This window comes from Actinacidiphila rubida, assembly GCF_900110255.1.
Taxonomy (GTDB): Bacteria; Actinomycetota; Actinomycetes; order Streptomycetales; family Streptomycetaceae; genus Actinacidiphila; species Actinacidiphila rubida.
On record NZ_FODD01000040.1, the window covers coordinates 52,428 to 74,649 of the forward strand.

The 22,222-nt window shown below is 76.4% G+C and carries 14 protein-coding genes and 2 pseudogenes; 14 read left to right on the forward strand and 2 right to left on the reverse strand.

Annotation, left to right across the window (positions count from 1 at the left end):
* Positions 1–14: 14 nt before the first annotated feature.
* The 13 genes and pseudogenes from BMW99_RS31265 to cobC all read left to right on the forward strand — a co-directional run.
* Positions 15–989 (forward strand): cobalamin biosynthesis protein, encoded by a 975-nt coding sequence (locus BMW99_RS31265; RefSeq protein WP_075018007.1) that lies wholly within the window; start codon positions 15–17, stop codon positions 987–989.
* Positions 986–2,512, forward strand: a complete 1,527-nt coding sequence (locus tag BMW99_RS31270) for a cobyric acid synthase (RefSeq protein WP_075018008.1) — start codon at positions 986–988, stop codon at positions 2,510–2,512. Before BMW99_RS31265 ends, BMW99_RS31270 begins: the two co-directional genes overlap by 4 nt.
* On the forward strand, positions 2,509–6,246 hold the full coding sequence (gene cobN / locus BMW99_RS31275; protein ID WP_075018009.1) for a cobaltochelatase subunit CobN: 3,738 nt from the start codon (positions 2,509–2,511) through the stop codon (positions 6,244–6,246). Before BMW99_RS31270 ends, cobN begins: the two co-directional genes overlap by 4 nt.
* The gene (locus BMW99_RS31280) at positions 6,243–8,309 is read left to right on the forward strand and encodes a putative cobaltochelatase (protein ID WP_075018010.1); all 2,067 of its coding nucleotides are present in this window, start codon (positions 6,243–6,245) and stop codon (positions 8,307–8,309) included. Before cobN ends, BMW99_RS31280 begins: the two co-directional genes overlap by 4 nt.
* On the forward strand, positions 8,309–8,905 hold the full coding sequence (gene cobO / locus BMW99_RS41820) for a cob(I)yrinic acid a,c-diamide adenosyltransferase (protein WP_069464159.1): 597 nt from the start codon (positions 8,309–8,311) through the stop codon (positions 8,903–8,905). Before BMW99_RS31280 ends, cobO begins: the two co-directional genes overlap by 1 nt.
* Complete coding sequence (locus BMW99_RS31290; RefSeq protein WP_245791701.1) at positions 8,899–10,287, forward strand: cobyrinate a,c-diamide synthase; 1,389 nt, start codon at positions 8,899–8,901, stop codon at positions 10,285–10,287. Before cobO ends, BMW99_RS31290 begins: the two co-directional genes overlap by 7 nt.
* Positions 10,272–11,030 carry a precorrin-2 C(20)-methyltransferase gene (gene cobI, locus BMW99_RS31295; RefSeq protein WP_069467308.1) on the forward strand — a complete coding sequence of 253 codons (759 nt, stop codon included), beginning with the start codon at positions 10,272–10,274 and terminating at the stop codon, positions 11,028–11,030. Before BMW99_RS31290 ends, cobI begins: the two co-directional genes overlap by 16 nt.
* A complete protein-coding gene (cobM, locus tag BMW99_RS31300; protein WP_069467309.1) occupies positions 11,027–11,860 on the forward strand; it encodes a precorrin-4 C(11)-methyltransferase in 834 nt (277 codons plus the stop codon). The genes cobI and cobM overlap by 4 nt, the downstream gene beginning before the upstream one ends.
* 4 nt (positions 11,861–11,864) lie before the next feature.
* Positions 11,865–13,082: pseudogene (gene cbiE, locus BMW99_RS31305) on the forward strand (precorrin-6y C5,15-methyltransferase (decarboxylating) subunit CbiE); the annotation flags it as partial.
* A gap of 299 nt (positions 13,083–13,381) precedes the next feature.
* Positions 13,382–15,133, forward strand: coding sequence for a precorrin-3B C(17)-methyltransferase (gene cobJ / locus BMW99_RS31310; protein WP_075018011.1), 1,752 nt, complete (start codon positions 13,382–13,384; stop codon positions 15,131–15,133).
* Between the two features lie 131 nt (positions 15,134–15,264).
* Positions 15,265–15,855 (forward strand): precorrin-8X methylmutase, encoded by a 591-nt coding sequence (locus tag BMW99_RS31315; protein WP_069465934.1) that lies wholly within the window; start codon positions 15,265–15,267, stop codon positions 15,853–15,855.
* The gene (locus tag BMW99_RS31320; protein ID WP_079138815.1) at positions 15,852–16,874 is read left to right on the forward strand and encodes a CbiX/SirB N-terminal domain-containing protein; all 1,023 of its coding nucleotides are present in this window, start codon (positions 15,852–15,854) and stop codon (positions 16,872–16,874) included. The genes BMW99_RS31315 and BMW99_RS31320 overlap by 4 nt, the downstream gene beginning before the upstream one ends.
* Positions 16,858–17,916: pseudogene (cobC, locus tag BMW99_RS31325) on the forward strand (Rv2231c family pyridoxal phosphate-dependent protein CobC); the annotation flags it as partial. The gene BMW99_RS31320 and the pseudogene cobC, both read left to right, overlap by 17 nt.
* Before the next feature lie 268 nt (positions 17,917–18,184).
* On the opposite strand, the gene BMW99_RS31330 reads toward cobC, so the two are convergent.
* Together BMW99_RS31330 and BMW99_RS31335 are read right to left on the reverse strand one after the other, a co-directional pair.
* Entirely contained in the window at positions 18,185–19,345 is a 1,161-nt protein-coding gene (locus BMW99_RS31330) for an SCO1860 family LAETG-anchored protein (RefSeq protein WP_245791702.1), read from the reverse strand.
* Positions 19,346–19,696: 351 nt separating this feature from the next.
* Positions 19,697–20,785, reverse strand: a complete 1,089-nt coding sequence (locus tag BMW99_RS31335; protein WP_075018012.1) for an amidohydrolase family protein — start codon at positions 20,783–20,785, stop codon at positions 19,697–19,699.
* A gap of 69 nt (positions 20,786–20,854) precedes the next feature.
* Here BMW99_RS31335 and BMW99_RS31340 point away from each other — a divergent pair, with 69 nt between their 5' ends.
* Positions 20,855–21,934 carry a pyridoxal-phosphate-dependent aminotransferase family protein gene (locus BMW99_RS31340; protein WP_245791703.1) on the forward strand — a complete coding sequence of 360 codons (1,080 nt, stop codon included), beginning with the start codon at positions 20,855–20,857 and terminating at the stop codon, positions 21,932–21,934.
* Positions 21,935–22,222 lie beyond the last annotated feature (288 nt).

Genomic DNA, 22,222 nt, shown 5'->3' on the forward strand with positions numbered 1-22,222 from the left:
GGCGGGCTGAGCCGATGCCTGCCCCGCGTGCCGAACGCGTCTACGCGTACGGCGCCGCACTCGGCTTCCTGTGCGACCTCGCCGCGGGCGACCCGCGCCGCGGCCATCCGGTCGCGGCCTTCGGGCGCGCGGCACTCGCACTGGAACGCCGGCTGTGGCGCGACGACCGCCTGAACGGGGCGGTCCACACGGCGCTGTGCGCCGGAGGTGCGGCGGCTGCCGCCGCGCTCGCCGAACGCGCCGTGCGGCGCTCGCCCGTACTGGGTGTCGCGCTGACCGCGGCCGCCACCTGGTCGGTGCTCGGCGGCACGTCGCTGGCCCGTGAGGCGGCGGCGATCGGCGCCGCCCTGGAGTCCGGCGACCTGGCCGCGGCGCGCGCCCGGCTGCCGCACCTGTGCGGCCGCGACCCCCAGCACCTGGACGAGGGCGGCATCGCCCGCGCCGTGGTGGAGTCGGTCGCCGAGAACACCTCGGACGCCGTCGTGGGCGCCCTGGTGTGGGGCGGGCTGCTCGGCGTGCCCGGGCTGGCCGGGTTCCGGGCCGTCAACACCCTTGACGCGATGGTCGGTCACCGCTCGCCGCGCTACCTGCGGTTCGGCTGGGCCTCGGCCCGCCTGGACGACGCGGCGGGCTACCCCGGAGCCCGGCTGACCGCGGCGCTGGCCACCGCCTCCGGCCCGCATCCCGCGTCGGCGCTGCGCACCTGGCGCCGCGACGCCCGCCGCCACCCGAGCCCCAACGCGGGCCCGGTGGAGGCCGCGTTCGCCGGTGCGCTGCGGCTGCGCCTGGGCGGCACGCTCGCCTACGCCGGCCGCGTCGAGCACCGGCCGCTGCTCGGCGCGGAGTTCCGCGCCCCCGGGGCCGCGGACATCCCGCGCGCGGTCCGGCTCTCGCGCCGGGTGAACGCGCTGGCGCTCGGCGCCTCACTGCTGCTGTCCGCCGCGCGGGCCCGCGGCGGCGTGTCCGGACGGCCGAGGGAGGCGCGGTGAGCGGGACGGGCGGGACGGCCGGCGGGCGCCGGGTCAAGGGGCTGCTGGTCGCCGGGACGCACTCGGACGCCGGCAAGAGCGTGGTGACCGCGGGCATCTGCCGGTGGCTGGTCCGGCAGGGTCTGCGGGTCGCGCCGTTCAAGGGCCAGAACATGTCCCTGAACTCGTTCGTGACCCGGGACGGCGCGGAGATCGGCCGCGCCCAGGCGATGCAGGCGCAGGCCGCGCGGGTGGAGCCGACGGCCCTGATGAACCCGGTGCTGCTCAAGCCGGGCGGGGAGAGCAGCAGCCAGGTCATCGTCCTGGGCCGCGCCGTGGGCGAGTTGAGCGCCCGCGGCTACCACGGCGGCCGGCAGCGGGAGTTGCTGGACACCGTGGTCGGCTGCCTGGAGGAGCTGGGCCGCACCCACGACGCGGTGATCTGCGAGGGCGCGGGCAGCCCCGCGGAGATCAACCTGCGGCGCACCGACATCGTCAACATGGCGCTGGCCCGCCGCGCGTCGCTGCCGGCGCTGGTGGTCGGGGACATCGACCGCGGCGGTGTCTTCGCGTCGTTCTTCGGCACCACCGCGCTGCTCTCGCCCGAGGACCAGGCGCTGGTGTGCGGCTACCTGGTCAACAAGTTCCGCGGCGACGTGTCGCTGCTGCGGCCGGGCCTGGACATGCTGCTGAAGCTCACCGGCCGCCCGGCGCTGGGGGTGCTGCCGTTCGCGCACGGTCTGGGCATCGACGAGGAGGACGGGCTGCGGGCGCGCGAGTCGAAGGCGGCCGCGGCGCCGCTCGGCGAGGACGTGCTGCGGGTCGCCGTGGCGGCGGTGCCGCTGATGTCGAACTTCACCGACGTCGACGCGCTGGCCGCCGAACCCGGCGTGGTGGTGCGGTTCGTGGACCGGCCCGAGGAGATCGCCGACGCCGACCTCGTGGTACTGCCCGGTACCCGCGGCACGGTCAGGGCCCTGCGCTGGCTGCGCGAGCGGGGGCTGGCCGACGCCGTGGCGCGCCGCGCCGCGCAGGGCCGTCCGGTGCTCGGCATCTGCGGCGGCTTCCAGATGCTGGGCACGCGCATCGAGGACGACGTGGAGTCCCGCGCGGGCACCGTCGACGGCCTCGGGCTGCTGCCGGTCACCGTGCGGTTCGCCGCGCACAAGACCCTCGCACGGCCCGAGGGCGAGGCGCTGGGCCGGCCGGTGTCCGGCTACGAGATCCACCACGGGGTCGCCGAACTGCACGGCGGTGACGAGGAGTTCCTCGACGGCTGCCGGGTCGGAGCGGTCTGGGGCACGCACTGGCACGGCTCGCTGGAGAGCGACGGCTTCCGCCGGGAGTTCCTGCGGCTGGTCGCCCAGCTGGCCGGGCGGCGCTTCGTACCCGCACCGGACACGTCCTTCGAGGCGCTGCGCGAGCAGCAGCTGGACCGGCTCGCCGACCTGATCGACGCGCACACCGACACCGCCGCGCTGCTGCGGCTCATCGAGGACGGCGCGCCCGCCGGCCTCCCCTTCCTCCCACCGGGGGCACCATGACCACCGTTCTGCTGCTGTCCACCGCGGACACCGACCTGCTGGCGGCGCGGGCCGCGTCCCCCGGTCCCGGCGCCCCGGCCGGCACCGGCGCCGGCTCGGCCGCGGGTGCGGCCGTCTACCGGATCGGCAACCCGTCCCGGGTGGACCCGGACGCCGACCTGCCGGCGCTGCTCGACGGCGCCGACGTGGCCGTGGTGCGGCTGCTGGGCGGGCGCCGCGCCTGGGAGCGGGGGCTGGCGGTGCTGGCGGCCTCGGGCGTGCCGACGGTGCTGCTGGGCGGCGAGTCGGTGCCGGACGCGGAGCTGATGGCGCTGTCGTCGGTGCCCGCGGGCGTGGTCGCGGAGGCGCTGCGCTACCTGGTCGAGGGCGGCCCGGACAACCTCGCGCAACTGGCCCGCTTCCTGTCCGACACGGTGCTGATGAGCGGCGAGGGCTTCGAAGCGCCGCGCGCCATGCCGGAGTTCGGCGTGCACGGCGACCGGCCCCGCCACGCGGACCGCCCGACGGTCGCGGTGCTCTTCTACCGGGCCCACGAACTGTCGGGCAACACCGCGTTCGTGGACACCCTGTGCGACGCGATCGAGGATCGGGGCGCCAACGCGCTGCCCGTGTACTGCGGTTCCCTCAGGAGCCCCGGCGACGGCGTGTACGGGCTGCTGGCGGGGGCGGACGCCATCGTCGCGACCGTGCTGGCCGCGGGCGGCACGGTCGCGTCGACGGCGAGCGCGGGCGGCGACGACGAGGCGTGGGACGTCGGCGCGCTGGCGGCGCTGGACGTGCCGGTGCTCCAGGGCCTGTGCCTGACCATCTCGCGCGCCGCCTGGCTGGCGTCCGACGCCGCGCTGACCCCGATGGACGCGGCGATGCAGGTCGCCATCCCGGAGTTCGACGGGCGTCTGATCACCGTGCCGTTCTCGTTCAAGGAGACCGGCGAGGGGGACGTTCCGGTGTACGCGGCGGACCCCGAGCGGGCCGCCCGTGTCGCGGGGATCGCGGTGCGCCACGCCGGGCTGCGGCACACGCCGAACGCCGACAAGCGCCTGGCCCTGGTGTTCACCGCCTACCCGACCAAGCACTCACGGATCGGCAACGCGGTCGGCCTGGACACCCCCGCGTCCGCGGTCCGGCTGCTGCGGGCCCTCGGTGAGGCCGGCTACCGCGTCGGCGACCACCCCGACGAGGGCGACGAGCTGATCCACCGGCTGATCGCGGCCGGCGGCCACGACGTGGAGTGGCTGACCGAGGACCAGCTCGCGGCCGCGCCGGCCCGGGTGCCGCTGAAGGACTACCAGGAGTGGTTCGCCACGCTGGACGGCGAGTTGCGGGCCGCGATGACGGCGGCCTGGGGCGAACCGCCCGGCGGCCTCTACGTGGACGACTCGTCCGGCGAGCCGGAGATCGTGCTGGCGTCCCTGCGGTTCGGCAACGTCGTGGTGATGATCCAGCCGCCGCGCGGCTTCGGCGAGAACCCGATCGCCATCTACCACGACCCGGACATGCCGCCGTCCCACCACTACCTGGCCTCCTACCGCTGGCTGGACCGCACGTTCGGCGCCGACGCGCTGGTGCACCTGGGCAAGCACGGCACCCTGGAGTGGCTGCCCGGCAAGGGACTCGGCCTGTCCGCGGGCTGCGCGCCGGACGCGGTCCTCGGCGAACTGCCGCTGGTGTACCCGTTCATCGTCAACGATCCCGGTGAGGGCACCCAGGCCAAGCGGCGCGGCCACGCGACGGTTGTGGACCACCTGGTGCCGCCGATGGCCCGCGCAGACTCCTACGGCGACCTGGCGAAGCTGGAACAACTCCTCGACGAGTACGCGCTGGTGAGCGACCTCGACCCGGCGAAGGCCCCGGCGGTGCGCAGCCGGATCTGGACGCTGGTGCGGGCCGCCGAGCTCCACCACGACCTGCACGTCGACGAGCAGCCCGGCGAGGACGACTTCGACGACTTCGTGCTGCACGTCGACGGCTGGCTGTGCGAGATCAAGGACGTCCAGATCAGGGACGGCCTGCACATCCTGGGTGCCGGCCCGGTCGGCGAGCCGCGCGTCAACCTGGTTCTGGCGGTGCTGCGTTCGGCCCAGGTGTGGGGCGGCGCGGGCGGCGCGCTGCCGGGGCTGCGAGCGGCACTGGCCGCGTCGTTCGGCCTGTCGGAGAAGGAGCTGCTCGCCGAACCCGGCGCCCGCACCGCCGTCCCCGGGGCGCTGACCGCGCTCGCCGCGGGGCCGGCCCGCACCGCGTCCGACGCCGTCGACCTGCTGGAGCAGCTCGCCAGGCGGCTGGTCGAGGCCATGGAGGCGGGCGGCTGGGGCGCCGGGACCGCGGAGGCGGTGCTGCGCGAGGCGCTGAACGGGCACGAAGTCCCCGACGCCGTAAGAGTGCTGGAGTTCGCGGCGACGGAGGTGGTGCCCCGGCTGGTGCGCACCGGCGACGAGATCGGCAACGTGCTGCGGGCGCTGCGCGGCGGCTACGTCCCGGCCGGACCGTCCGGATCGCCGACCCGCGGCCTGGTCAACGTGCTGCCGACGGGACGCAACTTCTACTCCGTCGATCCCAAGGCGATCCCGTCGCGGCTGGCCTGGGACGTCGGCACCGCGCTCGCCGACTCGCTGCTGGCCCGGCACCTCGCGGACACCGGCGCCTACCCGCGCTCGGTGGGCCTGACGGTGTGGGGCACCTCGTGCATGCGGACGCAGGGCGACGACATCGCCGAGATCCTCGCGCTGCTGGGCTGCCGTCCGGTGTGGGACGACGCCTCGCGGCGCGTCACCGGCTTCGAGATCGTGCCGACCGCCGAGCTCGGCCGGCCGCGCATCGACGTCACGGTCCGCATCTCCGGGTTCTTCCGCGACGCGTTCCCGCACGTGGTCGCGCTGGTGGACGACGCGGTCCGGGCGGTCGCCGAACTGGACGAGCCCGCCGACACCAACTACGTGCGGGCGCACGCCGACCAGGACACGGCGGAGCACGGCGACCGCCGCCGCGCCACGGCCCGGATCTTCGGCTCGAAGCCGGGCGCCTACGGCGCCGGGCTGCTGCCGCTGATCGACGCCCGCAACTGGCGCTCCGACGCCGACCTCGCCGAGGTCTACGCGGTGTGGGGCGGTTACGCGTACGGCCGCGGCCTGGACGGCCGGGCGGCGCGCGGCGACATGGAGACGGCGTTCCGGCGCATCCAGGTGGCCGCGAAGAACGTGGACACCCGCGAGCACGACCTGGTCGACGCCGACGACTACTTCCAGTACCACGGCGGGATGGTGGCGATGGTCCGCCACCTCACCGGCTCCTCCCCGCAGGCGTACGTCGGCGACAGCGCGCTGACCGACCAGGTCAGGACCCGCACGCTGGGCGAGGAGACGCACCGCGTCTTCCGCGCGCGGGTCGTCAACCCCCGCTGGATGGCGGCGATGCGGCGGCACGGCTACAAGGGCGCGTTCGAGATGGCGGCGACCGTCGACTACCTCTTCGGGTACGACGCGACCGCCGGCGTCGTCGACGACTGGATGTACGAGCGGCTCTCGGCCGAGTACGTCTTCGACGCCGAGAACCGCGACTTCATGAAGCGCTCCAACCCGTGGGCGCTGCGCGGCATCACCGAGCGGCTGCTGGAGGCCGCCGACCGCGGCCTGTGGGAGCGGCCGGACCCGGAGACGCTGGCGCGGCTCCGCGAGACGTACCTCGCCCTAGAGGGCGACCTGGAAGGCGAACCGGACGACGACGAGGAGTCGGTGTGAGTACCCCGTACCCGTTCAGTGCCCTGGTGGGCCAGCCGGACCTGCGGCTCGCGCTGCTGCTCAACGCGGTGTCGCCGGCGGTCGGCGGCGTGCTGGTCCGCGGCGAGAAGGGGACCGCGAAGTCCACGGCGGTGCGGGCCCTTTCGGCGTTGCTGCCCGACGTGGACGTGGTGCCGGGCTGCCGGTTCGGCTGCGACCCGGCGGATCCGGACGTGCGGTGCCCGGACGGCCCGCACGACCCGTCGCTCGGCGGCCTCACCCGCGCCGCGCGGATGGTCGAGCTGCCCGTCGGCGCGTCCGAGGACCGCCTGGTGGGCGCCCTGGACATCGAACGGGCCCTCGCCGAGGGCGTGAAGGCGTTCGAGCCGGGCCTGCTGGCCGACGCGCACCGCGGCATCCTCTACGTGGACGAGGTCAACCTGCTCCACGACCACCTCGTGGACCTGCTGCTCGACGCCGCGGCCATGGGCGCCAGTTACGTGGAGCGCGAGGGCGTGTCGGTGCGGCACGCCGCCCGCTTCCTGCTGGTGGGCACGATGAACCCCGAAGAGGGCGAACTGCGGCCGCAGTTGCTGGACCGCTTCGGGCTGACCGCGGAGGTCGCGGCGTCCCGCGAGACCGACGAGCGGGTCGAGGTGGTGCGGCGGCGCCTGGCCTACGACGCCGACCCTGCGGCGTTCGCCGTGCGGTGGGCCGCCGAGGAACGGGGCCTGCGCGAACGCATCGCGGCCGCACGCCGGTTGCTGCCGGACGTGCGGCTCGGGGACGGGGCGCTGCGGCAGATCGCCGCGACCTGTGCCGCGTTCGAGGTGGACGGCATGCGCGCCGACATCGTGATGGCCAGGACCGCGACCGCCCTCGCCGCGTGGGCGGACCGCACGGTGGTGCTGGCCGAGGACGTCCGGCAGGCGGCGCTGCTGGCCCTGCCGCACCGGCGCCGCCGCAACCCGTTCGACGCGCCGGGGCTCGACGAGGACAAGCTCGACGAGACGCTGGAGCAGGCCCGCGGGGCGGGCGGTGACAGCGCGGCCGGCCAGGACCAGGATCCGGACCCCGATCCTGACGGGCCCGGACCGGACGACGGGGGCGGCCCGGACGACGGGGGCGGCGGCCGCCCGCCGCAGGACGCTCCCGGCACCGGCGCCGGACCGGCGTCCGAGGCCGCTCCGGCGCCGGACGCGGCGCCCGGTGAGGACACCGAGCCGGCGCCCGCACCGGCCGGAGCCGGAGCCGCCGAGCGGCCGCCGGCCGCGCCCGCGGACCCCTACCGGACCCGGCCCCTGACCGTGCCGGGCCTGGGCGAGGGCGCGGCGGGCCGCCGTTCGCGCGCCCGTACGGCGGCCGGCCGCACCACCGGTGCCCGGCGGCCGGACGGACCGCTGACCAGGCTGCACCTGGCCGCGACCGTGCGGGCCGCGGCGCCGCACCAGCGCGAGCGGGGCCGCAGCGGCCGCGGGCTGGTCGTGCGCCGCGACGATCTGCGGCAGGCGGTGCGCGAGGGCCGCGAGGGCAACCTCGTGCTGTTCGTGGTCGACGCCTCCGGCTCGATGGCGGCGCGGCAGCGCATGGGCGCGGTCAAGGGCGCCGTGCTGTCGCTGCTGCTGGACGCCTACCAGCGCCGCGACAAGGTCGGCCTGGTCACCTTCCGCGGCGCCGGCGCGGAACTGGCGCTGCCGCCGACGTCGTCGGTCGACACCGGCGCGGCCCGGCTCGCGGTGCTGCCGACCGGTGGCCGCACACCGCTGGCCGCCGGGCTGCTCAGGGCGCACGAGGTGCTGCGGGTGGAGCGGCTGCGGGACCCGTCGCGGCGGCCGCTGCTGGTGCTGGTCACCGACGGCCGGGCCACCGGCGGCGTCGAGCCGGTGGCGACCGCGGCCAGGGCGGCCCGGCTGCTGGCCGCCTCGCACGTCGCGTCGGTGGTCGTGGACTGCGAGTCCGGGCCCGTGCGGCTCGGCCTGGCGGGCGCGCTGGCACGGGAGTTGGACGGCGTCGCGGTGACGCTGGAGGAGTTGCGGGCGGACACGGTGTCCGCCCTGGTCAAGGACGTGCGGAGGGCCGCCTGATGCCGCAGGGCAAACCGGACGTGGTACCCGACGACGGTCTGACGACCCGTCAGCGACGCAACCGCCCGCTGACGATCGTCCACACCGGCGTCGGCAAGGGGAAGTCGACGGCCGCGTTCGGGCTGGCGCTGCGCGCCTGGAACCAGGGGTGGCCGGTCGGGGTGTTCCAGTTCGTCAAGTCCGCGAAGTGGCGGGTCGGCGAGGAGCGGGCACTGCGGGTGCTCGGCGACTCCGGCGAGGGCGGGACGGTCGCCTGGCACAAGATGGGCGAGGGCTGGTCGTGGGTGCAGCGCTCCCCCGAGTCCAACGAGGAGGCGGCGCGGGAGGGCTGGGCACAGGTCAGGCGTGACCTGGCCGCGCAGACCTACGGGCTGTACGTGCTCGACGAGTTCGCGTACCCGCTGCACTGGGGGTGGGTCGACACCGACGAGGTCGTGGAGGTGCTGCGCAGCCGCCCCGGCACGCAGCACGTCGTGATCACCGGGCGCAACGCGCCGGCGGCCCTGGTGGACGCCGCAGACCTGGTCACCGACATGTCCAAGGTCAAGCACCCCATGGACGTGGGCCAGAAGGGCCAGAAGGGCATCGAGTGGTGACGTCCGCAGGCTCCTCCCCCCTCGCGGTGCCGCGGCTCGTGGTGGCCGCGCCCGCGTCCGGCAGCGGCAAGACCACCGTCGCCACCGGGCTGATGGCCGCGTTCGCGGAACGCGGGCTGTCCGTGTCCCCGCACAAGGTCGGCCCCGACTACATCGACCCCGGATACCACGCGCTCGCCACCGGGCGGCCCGGCCGCAACCTCGACCCGTACCTGTGCGGCCCCGAGCGGGTGGCGCCGCTGTTCCTGCACGGCGCGGCGGGCTGCGAACTGGCCGTCGTGGAAGGCGTCATGGGCCTGTTCGACGGCGCCTCGGGGCACGGTGAGCTGGGCTCCACGGCGCAGGTCGCGAAGCTGCTGCGGGCACCGGTCGTGCTGGTCGTCGACGCGGCGTCCCAGGCCCGTTCGGTGGCCGCGCTGGTGCACGGCTTCGCCTCGTGGGACACCGGCGTCCGGATCGGCGGGGTCGTGCTCAACCGCGTCGGCTCCGACCGGCACAAAGCGGTGCTGCGCGAGGCGCTGGACGAGGCGGGCGTACCGGTGCTGGGCGCGCTGCGGCGCGACGACGCGCTGCGCGTACCGTCCCGGCACCTGGGGCTCGTACCGGCCGCCGAGAGGCGCGCGGAGGCGGCCCGCTGGATCCGGGCCGCCGCCGCACAAGTGCGGGCCTCCTGCGACCTGGCGGCCCTGTGGGCGCTGGCCCGCAGCGCGCCGCCGCTGGACGCGGCGCCCTGGGACCCGGCCGCCGAGGTGGGGCCGGTCCCGTCGCGCACCGGCCGTCCCGTGGTGGCCGTCGCCGCCGGGCCGGCGTTCAGCTTCGCCTACCCCGAGCACACCGAACTGCTGGAAGCCGCGGGCGCCGAGGTCGCGCTCTTCGACCCGCTGGCCGACGAGGCGCTGCCCGCGGGCACGTCGGGCATCGTCGTCGGCGGCGGCTTCCCCGAGGTGCACGCCCCCGCGCTGTCCGCCAACACCGCCCTGCGCAAGGCGATCGCGGCCTTCGGCGGCCCGATCGCCGCCGAGTGCGCCGGACTGCTGTACCTCGTCCGGGACCTGGACGGCGCGGAGATGTGCGGCGTCCTCGACGCCACCGCGGTCATGACCGAGCGCCTGACCCTCGGCTACCGCGAGGCCGTCGCGCTCGGCGACAGCGTGCTGGCCGCCGAGGGCACCCGGCTGCGCGGCCACGAGTTCCACCGCACGGTCGTGCGGCCCGGCCCCGGCGCCCCGGCCCCCGCCTGGGGGTTCACCGCCCCCGAGCGCGGCACCGAGGGTTTCGTGTCCGCCAACGTGCACGCGTCGTACCTGCACGTCCACTGGTCCGCCGAGCCGTCCCTGGCCCGGCGCTTCGTCGAGAGGTGCGCCGCATGGGCATGCGTCTGACAGGAGTCGGGGTCGGCCCCGGTGATCCCGAACTCGTCACGGTCAAGGGCGTCAACGCGCTGCGCGCCGCCGCCGTCGTGGTGGTGCCGGTGATGGACACCGGCGAACTCGGCCGCGCCGAGGCCACCGTGCGGCACTACGTCCCCGAACAGCGCGTCGTCCGCGTGGTGTTCGCGCTCAACGAGCGCACCGACCGGGCCCGGCGCGAAGCCGCGTGGGACGCGGCGGGCACCCGGGTCGCCGAACTGCTGCGGGAGCACGGCGAGGTGGCGTTCGCCACCATCGGCGACCCCAACGTGTACTCGACGTTCACGTACCTGGCGCAGACCGTCGGTGCGCTGCTGCCCGGGACGGCCGTCGCGACGGTCCCGGGCATCACCGCCATGCAGGACCTGGCCGCCCGCAGCGGCGCGGTGCTCACCGAGGGCACCGAACCGCTGACGCTCGTCCCCGTCACGGCGGGGTCCGAGGTCCTGGCGCGGGCACTGGCGGGCCCGGGCACCGTCGTGGCCTACAAGTTCGGCCGCCGGGCCGGGGAGGTCGCCGCCGCGCTGCACGCCGCCGGCCGCACGGAAGGCGCGGTGTGGGGCAGTGCGCTCGGCCTCCCCGACGAGTCGATCCGCCCCGCCGCGGAGCTGCTGGACGGCCCGCTGCCGTACCTGTCGACACTGATCGCGCCCGCACGGCGCGAGGGCGGCCGCGGCGGCAAGCTCGGCCCGGAGACGAAGGGAGACCCCCGATGAGCGGGGACGGCACCCGGGGCGCGGCCCCGCGCCGGGGCAGGGTGACGATCGTCGGCGCCGGGCCGGGGGCCGCGGACCTGCTGACGTTCCGCGCCGCGCGCGCCATCGCGGAGGCGGACGTCGTCATCTGGGCCGCCAGCCTCGTCCAGGCGGAGGTGCTGCAGCACGCCCGCGACGACGCCGAGGTCATGGACTCGGCGGCCATGTCGCTCGAGGACGTCGTGGCCGTCTACGAGCGGGCCGGACGCGAGGGGCTGCGGGTGGCGCGCGTCCACTCCGGCGACCCGTCGCTGTGGGGCGGCACCCAGGAACAGGTCGACCGCTGCGCCGAACTGGGCGTCGACGTCGAGATCGTGCCGGGCGTCTCGTCGTTCTCGGCCGTCGCCGCCCTGGCCGGGCGGGAGTTGACGATCCCCGAGGTGGCCCAGTCGGTCGTCCTCACCCGCCTCGGCGGCGGCAAGACGCCGATGCCGCCCAGCGAGGAGGTGCGGGAGTTCGCCCGGCACGGCACGACGATGGCGGTGTTCCTCTCGGCCGCGCGCTCCGGGCAGCTCGCCGCGGAACTGCTGGAGGGCGGGTACCCCACGGAGACCCCCGTGATCGTCGCCCACCAGGTCACCTGGCCCGAGGAATTGCTGCTGCACTGCACCGTGGGCACCCTCGAGGAGACCGTCAAGGCGCACAAGTTGTGGAAGCACACGCTCTTCCTCGTCGGGCCCGCGCTGGGCGCGTCCGGCACCCGGTCGCACCTCTACCACCCCGGGCACTTCCACGGCTTCCGCCGGGCCGACCCGGCCGCCCGGCGCGCCCTGCGGTCGTCCCGTGGCTGACGGCGTGATCACCGTCGTGGGGACGGGAACCGCACCGGGCGCCGGTGCCGTCGACGCGGGCGCCGCGCTGGTCGTCGGTGCCGCCCGCCACCTCGATGCGGCCGAACTTCCCCCGGGCGCCGAGCGGTGGGTGCTCGGCCCGCTCGCTCCCGCGCTCGACGCCATCGCCCGGTACGTGGCACAGGACCGGCCCGTCACCGTCCTCGCCTCGGGCGACCCCGGCTTCTTCGGGATCGTGCGGGCCCTCGGCGAACGGTTCGGGCCGGCCGCGCTCGACGTGCGCCCGTCGTCGCCCTCGGTCGCGGTCGCCTTCGCGCGGCTCGGGCTGACCTGGGACGACGCGGTCGTGGTCAGCGCGCACGGGCGGGACCTGCGGACCGCGGTGAACGTCTGCCGGGCCCATCCGAAGGCGGCCGTCCTCACCGGTCCGGGCGCCGGGCCGGCCGAGCTGGGCGCGGAACTGGCGCGCGCGGACGCGGACCGCACCCTCGTGGTCGGTTCCGCGCTCGGCACCGGCGCCGAATCGGTGGTCCACGTCACCCCGCGGGAGGCGGCGGCCCGGGAGTGGCCCGACGGCGGGTCCGTGGTGCTGTGCCTGGCCCCCGCCGGGCGGCTGCCCGCCGCGGCCCCCCGGACCGTCGCCGGGCCCGCGCCCGCGCCCGCCGGATGGGCGCTCCCCGAGGAGGAGTTCGCGCACCGCGACTCGATGGTCACCAAGTTCGAGGTGCGGGCGCTCGTGCTGGCGCGGCTCGGGCCGCGCACCGGCGAGCTGGTGTGGGACGTCGGCGCCGGGTCCGGTTCGGTGGCCGTCGAGTGCGCGCGGTTCGGCGCGGCCGTCGTCGCCGTCGAACGCGACGCCGACGGAGTGGCGCGCGTCCGGGCCAATGCGGCGGCGCACGGCGTCGACGTCCGGGCCGTGCACGGCTCCGCACCCGCCGCGCTGGCCGAACTCCCCGACCCCGACGCGGTGTTCGTCGGCGGCGGCGGCCCCGACCTGGAGGCGATCGTCACCGAGTGCGCCCGCCGGGCGCGCCGCACGGTCGTCGTCACCCTCGCCTCGCTCGACCGCGTCCCCGCCGTCCGCCGCGCCCTCCTCGCGGCCGGCCGCGCCGCCGACGGCCTCCTCCTCCAGTCCTCCCGCCTCGCCCCCCTCCCCGACACCAGCACCCGCCTCTCCCCCACCAACCCCGTCTTCGTCCTCTGGTCCACCCGCCCGGACGCCCCGGATCCCGCGCCCCCGCCCGCCGGCGACGCCACCGAGGGCACCCACCCGACGCCGACGCACCCCGCGGGGGCCCCACCACCCCCGGCAGGTTCCCGCCCCGTCACGACGCCCCACGGCAACGACAGCCAGGGGCCAGAACCGGCCCCGCAGGGGACGCGCCAAGCCGTGCGACCCAGCACCGACCACCGCACGTCGGCAACCGGCCCCAGCGGGGCGGAACAGACCCCGCAAGGGGCGCGGGGAACCGCGTGGGCCCCGGCCACGGGGGAATCCGGACGAGACAAGGAAGTGATCACGTGATCGGCATGGTCGCCGCGACAGCCGCCGGCCGCCGCGGGTGCGAGCGCCTCGCCGCCGCCTGGGGCCCGGCGCGCTCGCGCCTGTACGTAGGCCCCGTACGCCAGTGCGTGGAGAGCGCCTTCGAGGAGTGCGACCACGTCGTCGCGTTCCTCGCCACCGGCGCCACCGTCCGCCTCCTCGCCCCGCTGCTCGCGGCGAAGGAGACCGACCCGGGCGTCGTGACCGTCGACGAGGCGCACCGCTACGCCGTGGCACTGCTCGGCGGCCACGCGGGCGGCGCGAACGCCCTGGCCGAGGAGGTCGCCGCCGTCCTCGGCGCGGAGCCCGTCGTCACCACGGCCACCGACGCGGTGTCGATGACCGCGCTGGACACGCTGCCGTACCCCGCCGAAGGCGAGGTCGCCGCGGTGACGCGGGCACTGCTCGACGGGGACACCGTCCAGTTGCGCGCGGAGCCGCAGTGGCCGCTGCCGCCCCTGCCGGCGGAGCCCTGGCGCACGCCCGGCACCGCGGCAGAGCACCGGGAACAGGAACACGAGCAGGAGCAGGAGCAGGAACAGGGGCGGCCGCCGCTCGTCTGGCTCACGGACGAGACGCGGGACCCGCACCCGGGCCAGGACACCGTGTTCGTGCGCCCGCCGTCCCTCGTGGTGGGCGTGGGCGCGAGCCGCGGCGCGCCCGCCGCCGAGGTGCTGGCGCTGGTGCGCGGCGCGCTCGCGGAGGCGGGGCTCGCCGGGAAGAGCGTCACCGCGCTCGCCACCGTCGACGCGAAGGCGTCCGAAGAGGGCATCGTCGCGGCAGCCGCGCACCTCGGCGTGGAGTTGCGCACCTACCCGGCGCAGGAGCTGGCCCGGGTCGCCGTGCCGAATCCGTCGCGGGCCCCGCTGGAAGCGGTCGGCACGCCGTCCGTCGCGGAGGCCGCCGCGCTGCTCGCCGCGGGCGGTGCCACCGCCGAACTCGTCGTGCCCAAGCGGAAGTCGGCGATGGCGACCGCGGCCGTGGCGCGGCGCCGCCCGCGCGGCCGGCTCGCGGTCGTGGGGCTCGGTCCCGGCGCCCGCGACCTGCTGACGCCGCGTGCGGCCGCCGAGTTGCGCGCCGCCGCGGTGGTCGTCGGCCTGGACCAGTACGTGGCGCAGATCAGGGACCTGCTGCGGCCCGGCACGCGCGTGCTGGAGTCGGGCCTCGGCGCCGAGGAGGAGCGGGCGCGGACCGCCGTCGCGGAGGCGCGGGCGGGCCACGCGGTGGCGCTCGTCGGCAGCGGCGACGCGGGCGTGTACGCCATGGCGTCGCCCGCGCTGGCCGAGGCCGCGGACGACATCGACGTGGTGGGCGTCCCCGGCGTGACCGCCGCCCTGGCGGCGGCCGCCGTGCTGGGCGCGCCGCTCGGCCACGACCACGTGTCGATCAGCCTGTCGGACCTGCACACGCCGTGGGAGGTGATCGAGCGCCGGGTGCGGGCGGCCGCCGAGTCGGACCTGGTCGTCACGTTCTACAACCCGCGCAGCCGCGGCCGGGACTGGCAGCTCCCGAAGGCCCTGGCGGTCCTGGCCGAGCACCGCGGGCCGCTCACTCCGGTCGGCGTCGTGCACGCCGCGTCCCGGCCCGACGAGCGCGCCGAGGTCACGACGCTCGCCGCGCTGGACGTGGCGACCGTGGACATGGTGACCGTCGTGACCGTCGGCAACTCCGCCACCCGGATCGTCGCCGGCCGCATGGTCACCCCGCGCGGGTACCGATGGCAGAGATGACCGGGCCCTCGGCCGGGACAGCCGGGACAGCCGGGACAGCCCGAACGACCCGCGCGACCGGGGCGACCCGCGCGGCCGGAACAACCGGCACGGCCGTGACCGCGGCCGCGCCCACGACCGGAAGGAGCAGCGTGACCCGCACGGTCCACCCCATCGAGCAGGAGTCCTTCCGCATCCTGCGGGCACGGCTCGACACCTCGCACCTGCCGCCGCTGCGGCGCGCCGTGCTGGAGCGGGTGATCCACGCCAGCGCCGACCTCGCGTACGCCACCGATCTCGTCGCCGACGAGGACGAGTTGCGCTCCGCGCACGCCGCGCTGCACGCCGGCGCGCCGGTCGTCGCGGACGTGGAGATGGTCGCGGCCGGCATCACGGCGCGGCGGGCGGTCTGCCGGCTGCCCGACGCGTCGGCCTGCGCGGGCCTGACCCGCAGCGCGCACGCGGTGCGCCTGGCCTACGCCGAGGTGGGGCCCGGTGCGGTGTGGGTGATCGGCTGCGCGCCCACCGCGCTGGAGGAACTGATCGCGCTCGACGCGGCACCCGCCCTCGTCGTCGGCATGCCCGTCGGCTTCGTCGGCGCCGCGGAGAGCAAGGCGCACCTGCGGGCGTCGGGGCTGCCCGCGGTGAGCAACGTCTCGGAGAAGGGCGGTTCCGCGGTGGCCGCGGCCGCCCTCAACGCCCTGCTGTACACGCACCATCCCGTGAAGGAGAACGACCGGTGAAACCGCCCGCACTGCTGCTCGTCGGCCATGGCACCCGCGACGCCGCGGGCGCCGCGGCGTTCCGCGACTTCGTCGCACGCCTGGACGCCGCGCAGCCGGAACTGGCGGTGGGCGGCGGCTTCATCGAGCTGTCGCCGCCGCCGCTCGCCGACACCGTCGCCGCGATGGTGGAGGGCGGGGCGCGGCGGTTCGCCGCGGTGCCGCTGGTGCTGGTCGCGGCCGGGCACGCCAAGGGCGACATCCCGGCGGCCCTCGCGCGCGAGGAGCAGCGGCACCCGGGCACGTCGTACGCGTACGGCCGTCCGCTGGGCCCGCACCCGAAGCTGCTCCAGGTCCTGGAGCGGCGGCTGGACGAGGCCCTGGCGGGCGCGGACCGCGCGGACACCACGGTCCTGCTGGTCGGCCGCGGCTCCACCGACCCGGACGCGAACGCCGAGGTGTTCAAGGCCGCGCGGCTGCTGTGGGAGGGCCGCGGACTGGCGGGCGTGGAGACGGCGTTCGTGTCGCTCGCCCAGCCGTCGGTGCCGGCGGGCCTGGACCGCTGCCGGGCGCTGGGCGCCGGCCGCGTCGTCGTGCTGCCGTACTTCCTGTTCCCGGGCGTGCTGCCGGACCGGGTGCGTGAGCAGGCGCAGGGGTGGGCGGCGGAGCACGCCGGCACGGACGTGCGCTGCGCGGACGTGATCGGGCCCGAGCCCGAGCTGGCCGAACTGGTCATGGAGCGCTACCAGGAGGCGTTGCGGGGCGACCTGCGGATGAACTGCGACAGCTGCCTGTACCGGATCAAGCTGCCCGGGTTCGAGGACCGCGTCGGGCAGCCGCAGCAGCCGCACCACCACCCGGACGACCCCGGCCACACCCACGGGCACGGCCCGCACGACGACGGTGCACACGGCCACGGTCCGCAGAGCCACAGTGCACACGGGCAGGACGCGGGGCACGGCCACGAGCCCGGGAGCGGTGCGGCCGCGTCCCCGGGTGCGCCGCAGGGGGAAGGCCACCGGCATGCGCCCTCCCGCTGACCCCGCGGAGCCGTACGACCTGCGGCACCACGGAGACGCCGAGGTCGGCGCCGGGCTGGTCGACCTCGCGGTCAACGTCCGTGCGGGGACGCCCCCTTCGTGGCTCGCGGACCGGATCGCCGCTTCACTGCCGGGACTTGCCGCCTACCCCGACGGCACGGCCGCCCGGCAGGCGGTCGCCGCGCGCCACGGCAGGCCGGCCGCGGAGGTGCTGCTGACGGCGGGCGCCGCGGAGGCGTTCGTGCTGCTCGCCAGGGTGCTGCGGCCCCGCCGTGCGGTGGTGGTGCACCCGCAGTTCACCGAGCCTGAGGCGGCCCTGCGGGCGGCCGGGCACCGGGTGCACCGGGTGCTGCTCGACGCGGCGGACGGCTTCCGGCTGGATCCGGCGGCGGTGCCGGACGACGCCGACCTGGTGGTGCTCGGCAACCCGACCAACCCGACGTCCGTGCTCCACCCGGCCGCGCTCGTGCGGGCGTTGGCGCGTCCTGGGCGGACGCTCGTGGTCGACGAGGCGTTCATGGACGCGGTGCCGGGCGAGCGGGAGTCGCTGGCCGGGGCCGCCGCTGCCGGGCCGGAGGCCGTGTCCGGGCTGGTCGTGCTGCGCAGCCTGACCAAGACCTGGGGGCTGGCCGGCCTGCGCATCGGCTACCTGCTGGCGGCCGCCGACGTCGTGGCGGCACTCGCGGAGGCCCAGCCCCTGTGGGCGGTGTCCACGCCCGCACTCGCCGCTGCCGAGGCGTGCGTGGCGCCGGAGGCGCTGGCCGAGGCGGCGGAGGCGGCCCGCACGGTCACCGCGGACCGCGCCTACCTCGTGGAGCGGCTGCGCGGCGTGCCCGGCGTGCGGGTCGCGGGCGGCACCCCGGCCGGGCCGTTCGTCCTGCTGCACCTGCCGGGAGCGGCCGACGCCAGGCTGCGGCTGCGGGAGTTGGGCTACGCGGTGCGCCGCGCGGACACCTTCCCCGGTCTCGGCGCCGACTGGCTGCGCGTCGCGGTGCGGGACCACCGCACCACCGACGGTTTCGCGAACGCCCTCGCGATCGCCACGTTCGACCTCCCGGGGCGCTCCCGCGGCCCCCGGCGTCCCGGGGGCGCGGGATGCGGAAGGTCCGGCCGGCTCCCCCTCCGGCGCGGGCCTCCCGGGCCGTTCCGGGGCCGGTGCCCGAGGCCGCGGAACGTTCTGACGGCGGGCGGTGCGGGGCCGGCCTCCCCGGTCGCCGCCCCGCACCCCGCACCGCCGTCCACCGCTCGGGCGCGTGTCCGGGCTTCTTCGTCACCCGAGCGGCAGTCTCACACCGTGACGGCTCGGTCCGTCACCGGCCGTCGCGGGATGCGGAGCTCCGGCGCCGCCGGCCGGCCAGCAGCACGGCACCGGCGCCCGCGGCGACCAGGACCGCGGCACCGCCCGCCAGGTACGGGGTCGACGAACTCGCGCCCGTCTCGGCGAGGTTGCCGTTGTCGGAGACGGTCTGCGCGTGGGTGTCGCTGCCGCCGGTACCCGAGGAGCCGCCGGACGTCGTCGAACCGGACGTGCCCGTCGCGCCGGAGGTCGTGCCGGTGGTGGACCCGCTGGTGGACCCGGCGGTCGAGCCGGTGGTGGAGCCGCCGGACGTGCTGCCGCTCGTGGAACCGCCACCGCCGTCGGTCGAGCCGCCGTCCGTCGAACCGCCGTCCGTGGAGCCGCCGTCCGTGGAGCCGCCCGAGGTGCTGCCGCCGGTCGAGCCGCCGCCGTGCGGGGTGTGGCACGTGGCCTGGGCGAGGGTGACGTCGCCGCTGACCTCGGCCACGCCCAGGTTCAGCGGGTTGACGTGCACGCCCAGGTGCAGAGCGGTCGCGGCGGCGCTGGAGGACGTGACGTCCGTGCGGTTCAGCTCGAGGCTGACACGGCCGACGCCGGGCACGGACAGCTCGGTCGTGCCCACCGCGTTCAGCGCGATGTGGCGGCCCAGCACGGTCACGCCGGCGAGGGTCGAGGAGGCGGCCGGGGCGCGGCCGGCCGTGCAGGTCGCCTTGGACGTGATCGCGTCCAGCTTGACCAGGGACAGCAACGGCAGTCCCGGCAGGTGCAGTTCGGCGTCCACGATGTTCGCGTAGCCGCGGGCCGTGCGGTGGTCCACGGTGGCGTTCGCGGTCGCCACCCTCGCCTGCAGGAGGGTGATCGGCCGGCCCAGCTCCACGCCGTGGCCCACCGTCACGGTGAGCGCCGTCTCCCGGGCGTCGCCGGGCGCCCGCACGTCGTTCAGCGAGACGTCGACGGGCACGTCGACGGTCTTGTGGAGCAGCGAGACGTCCAGCCCGGCGCGCAGCACCGTCGCGGTGGCCGACCCGTCGGCGTGGGACGAGGCGGGCGCGGCCTGCACGGCCGGCGCGAAGGCCGCGGAGCCGGCCGCGAGGGCGACGGCCGTTCCGATGACTGCGGCTGAACGACGGGCCGAACGACCCAGGGGAGCAAGGAAGTTGATAGTGCGGTACACGGTAGGCGAACCCCAACTGAAGGCATGGCATCCACGGCGCGCGCTGATCTGGGGACAGCTCGCCGGGGACCTCGACCCGGCAATGTTTACGCACTGAGGGTGAACTGGCGGCTACACGGCGCCAGTTCACCCCTTTGGGTGGTTTCCGCGCGTTTTTTCGAATTCGCCACGCACGGCCGTTCCCTCCCGTCACTCCCGCAACGGGATGAACCCCTCCATGGCGTTGACGTGCCCGCGGGTACGCCGGAGTGCTCAACGCGCCCGGCCACCGGGACGTCACGGGACGTCAACCGGCTGACGCCGCGGGCGCGCTGGGTGAGACCGCGAGGGGCGGCCGTGGGCGGGGCGGGCTCAGCCGACGACGGTGCCGCGCAGCACGACGCGGCGGGGGGCGGCCAGCACCCGGACGTCCTCGCGCGGATCGGCCTCGTAGACCACCAGGTCGGCGGACGCGCCCTCGGTCAGGCCCTCGTGGCCCAGCCACCTGCGGGCGCCCCAGGTCGCCGCCGACAGCGCGGCGGTCACCGGCAGCCCGGCGCGCACGAGTTCGGCGACCTCGCCGGCGATCAGCCCGTGCGCGAGGCTGCCGCCCGCGTCCGTGCCCGCGAACACCGCGATGCCCGCGTCGTAGGCGTTGCGCACCGTCTCGTGGCGCCGCGCGTGCAGCCGCAGCAGGTGGTCGGACCAGCGGGGGTACTTCGCGGCGCCGCCCGCCGCGATGGCCGGGAAGGTCGCGATGTTGACGAGCGTGGGCACGATGGCCACGCCATGCTCGGCGAACAGCGGGATGGTCTCGTCCGTCAGGCCCGTGGCGTGCTCGATGCAGTCGATCCCCGCGGTGACGAGGTCGGCGAGGGAGTCCTCGGCGAAGCAGTGCGCGGTGACCCGCGCGCCCTCCTGGTGGGCGGCGGCGATCGCCTCGGCCAGCGCGTCCTTGGGCCAGCACGCGGCGAGGTCGCCCGCGTCGCGGTCGATCCAGTCGCCGACGAGCTTCACCCACCCGTCGCCGCGCCGCGCCTCCTGGCGCACGTACGCGGCGAGGTCGCCGGGCTCGATCTCGTGGGCGTAGTTGCGGATGTAGCGGCGGGTGCGGGCGATGTGGCGGCCGGCCCGGACGATCCGCGGCAGGTCCTCGCGGGCGTCGATCCAGCGGGTGTCGCTGGGCGAACCCGCGTCGCGGGCCAGCAGCATGCCGGCCTCGCGCTCGGCGACGGCCTGCTTCTCCGTGGTGGCGCCGTCGACCGCGCCGTGCGCGTCGAGCCCGATGTGGCAGTGCGCGTCGACCAGTCCGGGCAGCACCCACCCGCTGAGCGCCGCGTCCGGCGCGGTGGCCGGCCGGGTGTAGGTGATCCGGCCGCCGACGACCCACAGCTCGTCGCGGACCTCCTCCGGCCCGGCCAGGATCCTGCCCCTGATGTGCAACACCTCGCGTTCAGCCATGCACCGCACTGTACGAGGCGCCGGTTAGGGTCGGGACGTACGGCCCTGATCTTCCCGAGGAGCACCACTGTGTCCGCTGCGTCCGCTGCCGCGTCCCCCGCGTCGCCGCACCCCCATGACGGCCTGCTCGGCCTGCCGCCGCTGACCGCCGCGGACTTCGCGGCCGTCGAGCGCGGAGTGGCGGCGCTGCTGTCCACCGGCGACGACGTCGTGATCATGCAGGGCGAGGCGCTGCTGCCGCTGGAGGCGTGCATCCGGGGCGCCGCCCGGCCCGGCTCCACCGCGCTCAACATCGTCACCGGCCCCTACGGCACCACCTTCGGCGGCTGGCTGCGGGACGCGGGCGCCAAGGTCGTGGACCTCGCCGTGCCGTTCGACTCCGCGGTCGCCGCGGAACAGGTCGCGCGGGCGCTCAAGGCACACCCCGAGATCGACTTCGTGTCGCTGGTGCACGCGGAGGCCGCCACCGGCAACACCAACCCGGTCGCCGAGATCGGCGAGGTCGTGCGGGACGGCGGCGCGCTGTTCATGCTCGACGCGGTGGCGTCGGTGGCCGCCGAGCCGCTGCTGCCGCAGCAGTGGGGCGTCGATCTGTGCGTGATCGGCGGGCAGAAGGCGATGGGCGGGCCCGCCGGGGTGTCGGCCGTGACGGTCAGCGAGCGCGCGTGGCAGCGGATCGCCGCCAATCCCGCGGCGCCGCGCCGCTCCTACCTGTCGCTCCTCGACTGGAAGGAGCGGTGGATCGACGGCGGTCGGCGGACGCTGCCGCACGCTCCCGCCCAGCTGGAGATGCTCGCGCTGGACGCCTGCATGGCCCGCATCGCGCAGGAGGGGCTCGACGCGGTGATCGCGCGGCACCGGGCCGCGGCCGCGGCGGCGCGCGAGGGCGCGCTCGACCTCGGGCTCAGCCCGTTCGTCAGCGAGGCGGCGCACGCGGCGCCGGTCGCCACGACGGTGCGCACTCCGCAGGGCATGCACGCGGGCGAGCTCGTCGCCGCGGCGCTGGCCGCGGACCCCGGCGTGCCGCTCGCCGCGGGCGGCGGGGCCCTCGCCTCCGAGATGCTCCGCATCAACCACTACGGCGCGGACGCCACGCTCCCCACCATCACCCGCACCCTCTCCGCGCTCTCCGCCGCGCTCCACCGCTGAGTCGGCTGCCCCTGGGCTCTGCCCCCGGTCTCCGGGGTGCCCCCGGGGCTTGATCCGGCGTGTGCCGCGCCGTCGTGGCTTGTCGCGTTGGGGGCACCTCCCGGCCGAAGGCTGGGGGACCCCGCGCCCCCTGCGGGGCCCGCCCAGCCCCTTGCTCGCCGTCGCCGTCCCACGGTTCGCGGTGGTTGCTCGCGCAGTTCCTCGCGCCCCTGGCGGTGCAGGTTCGTGGGTGGGGTCAGGGGCCACTCCGGGAGTGTCTCCTCGAGCTTTGCATGGCGGCTTTTTCCG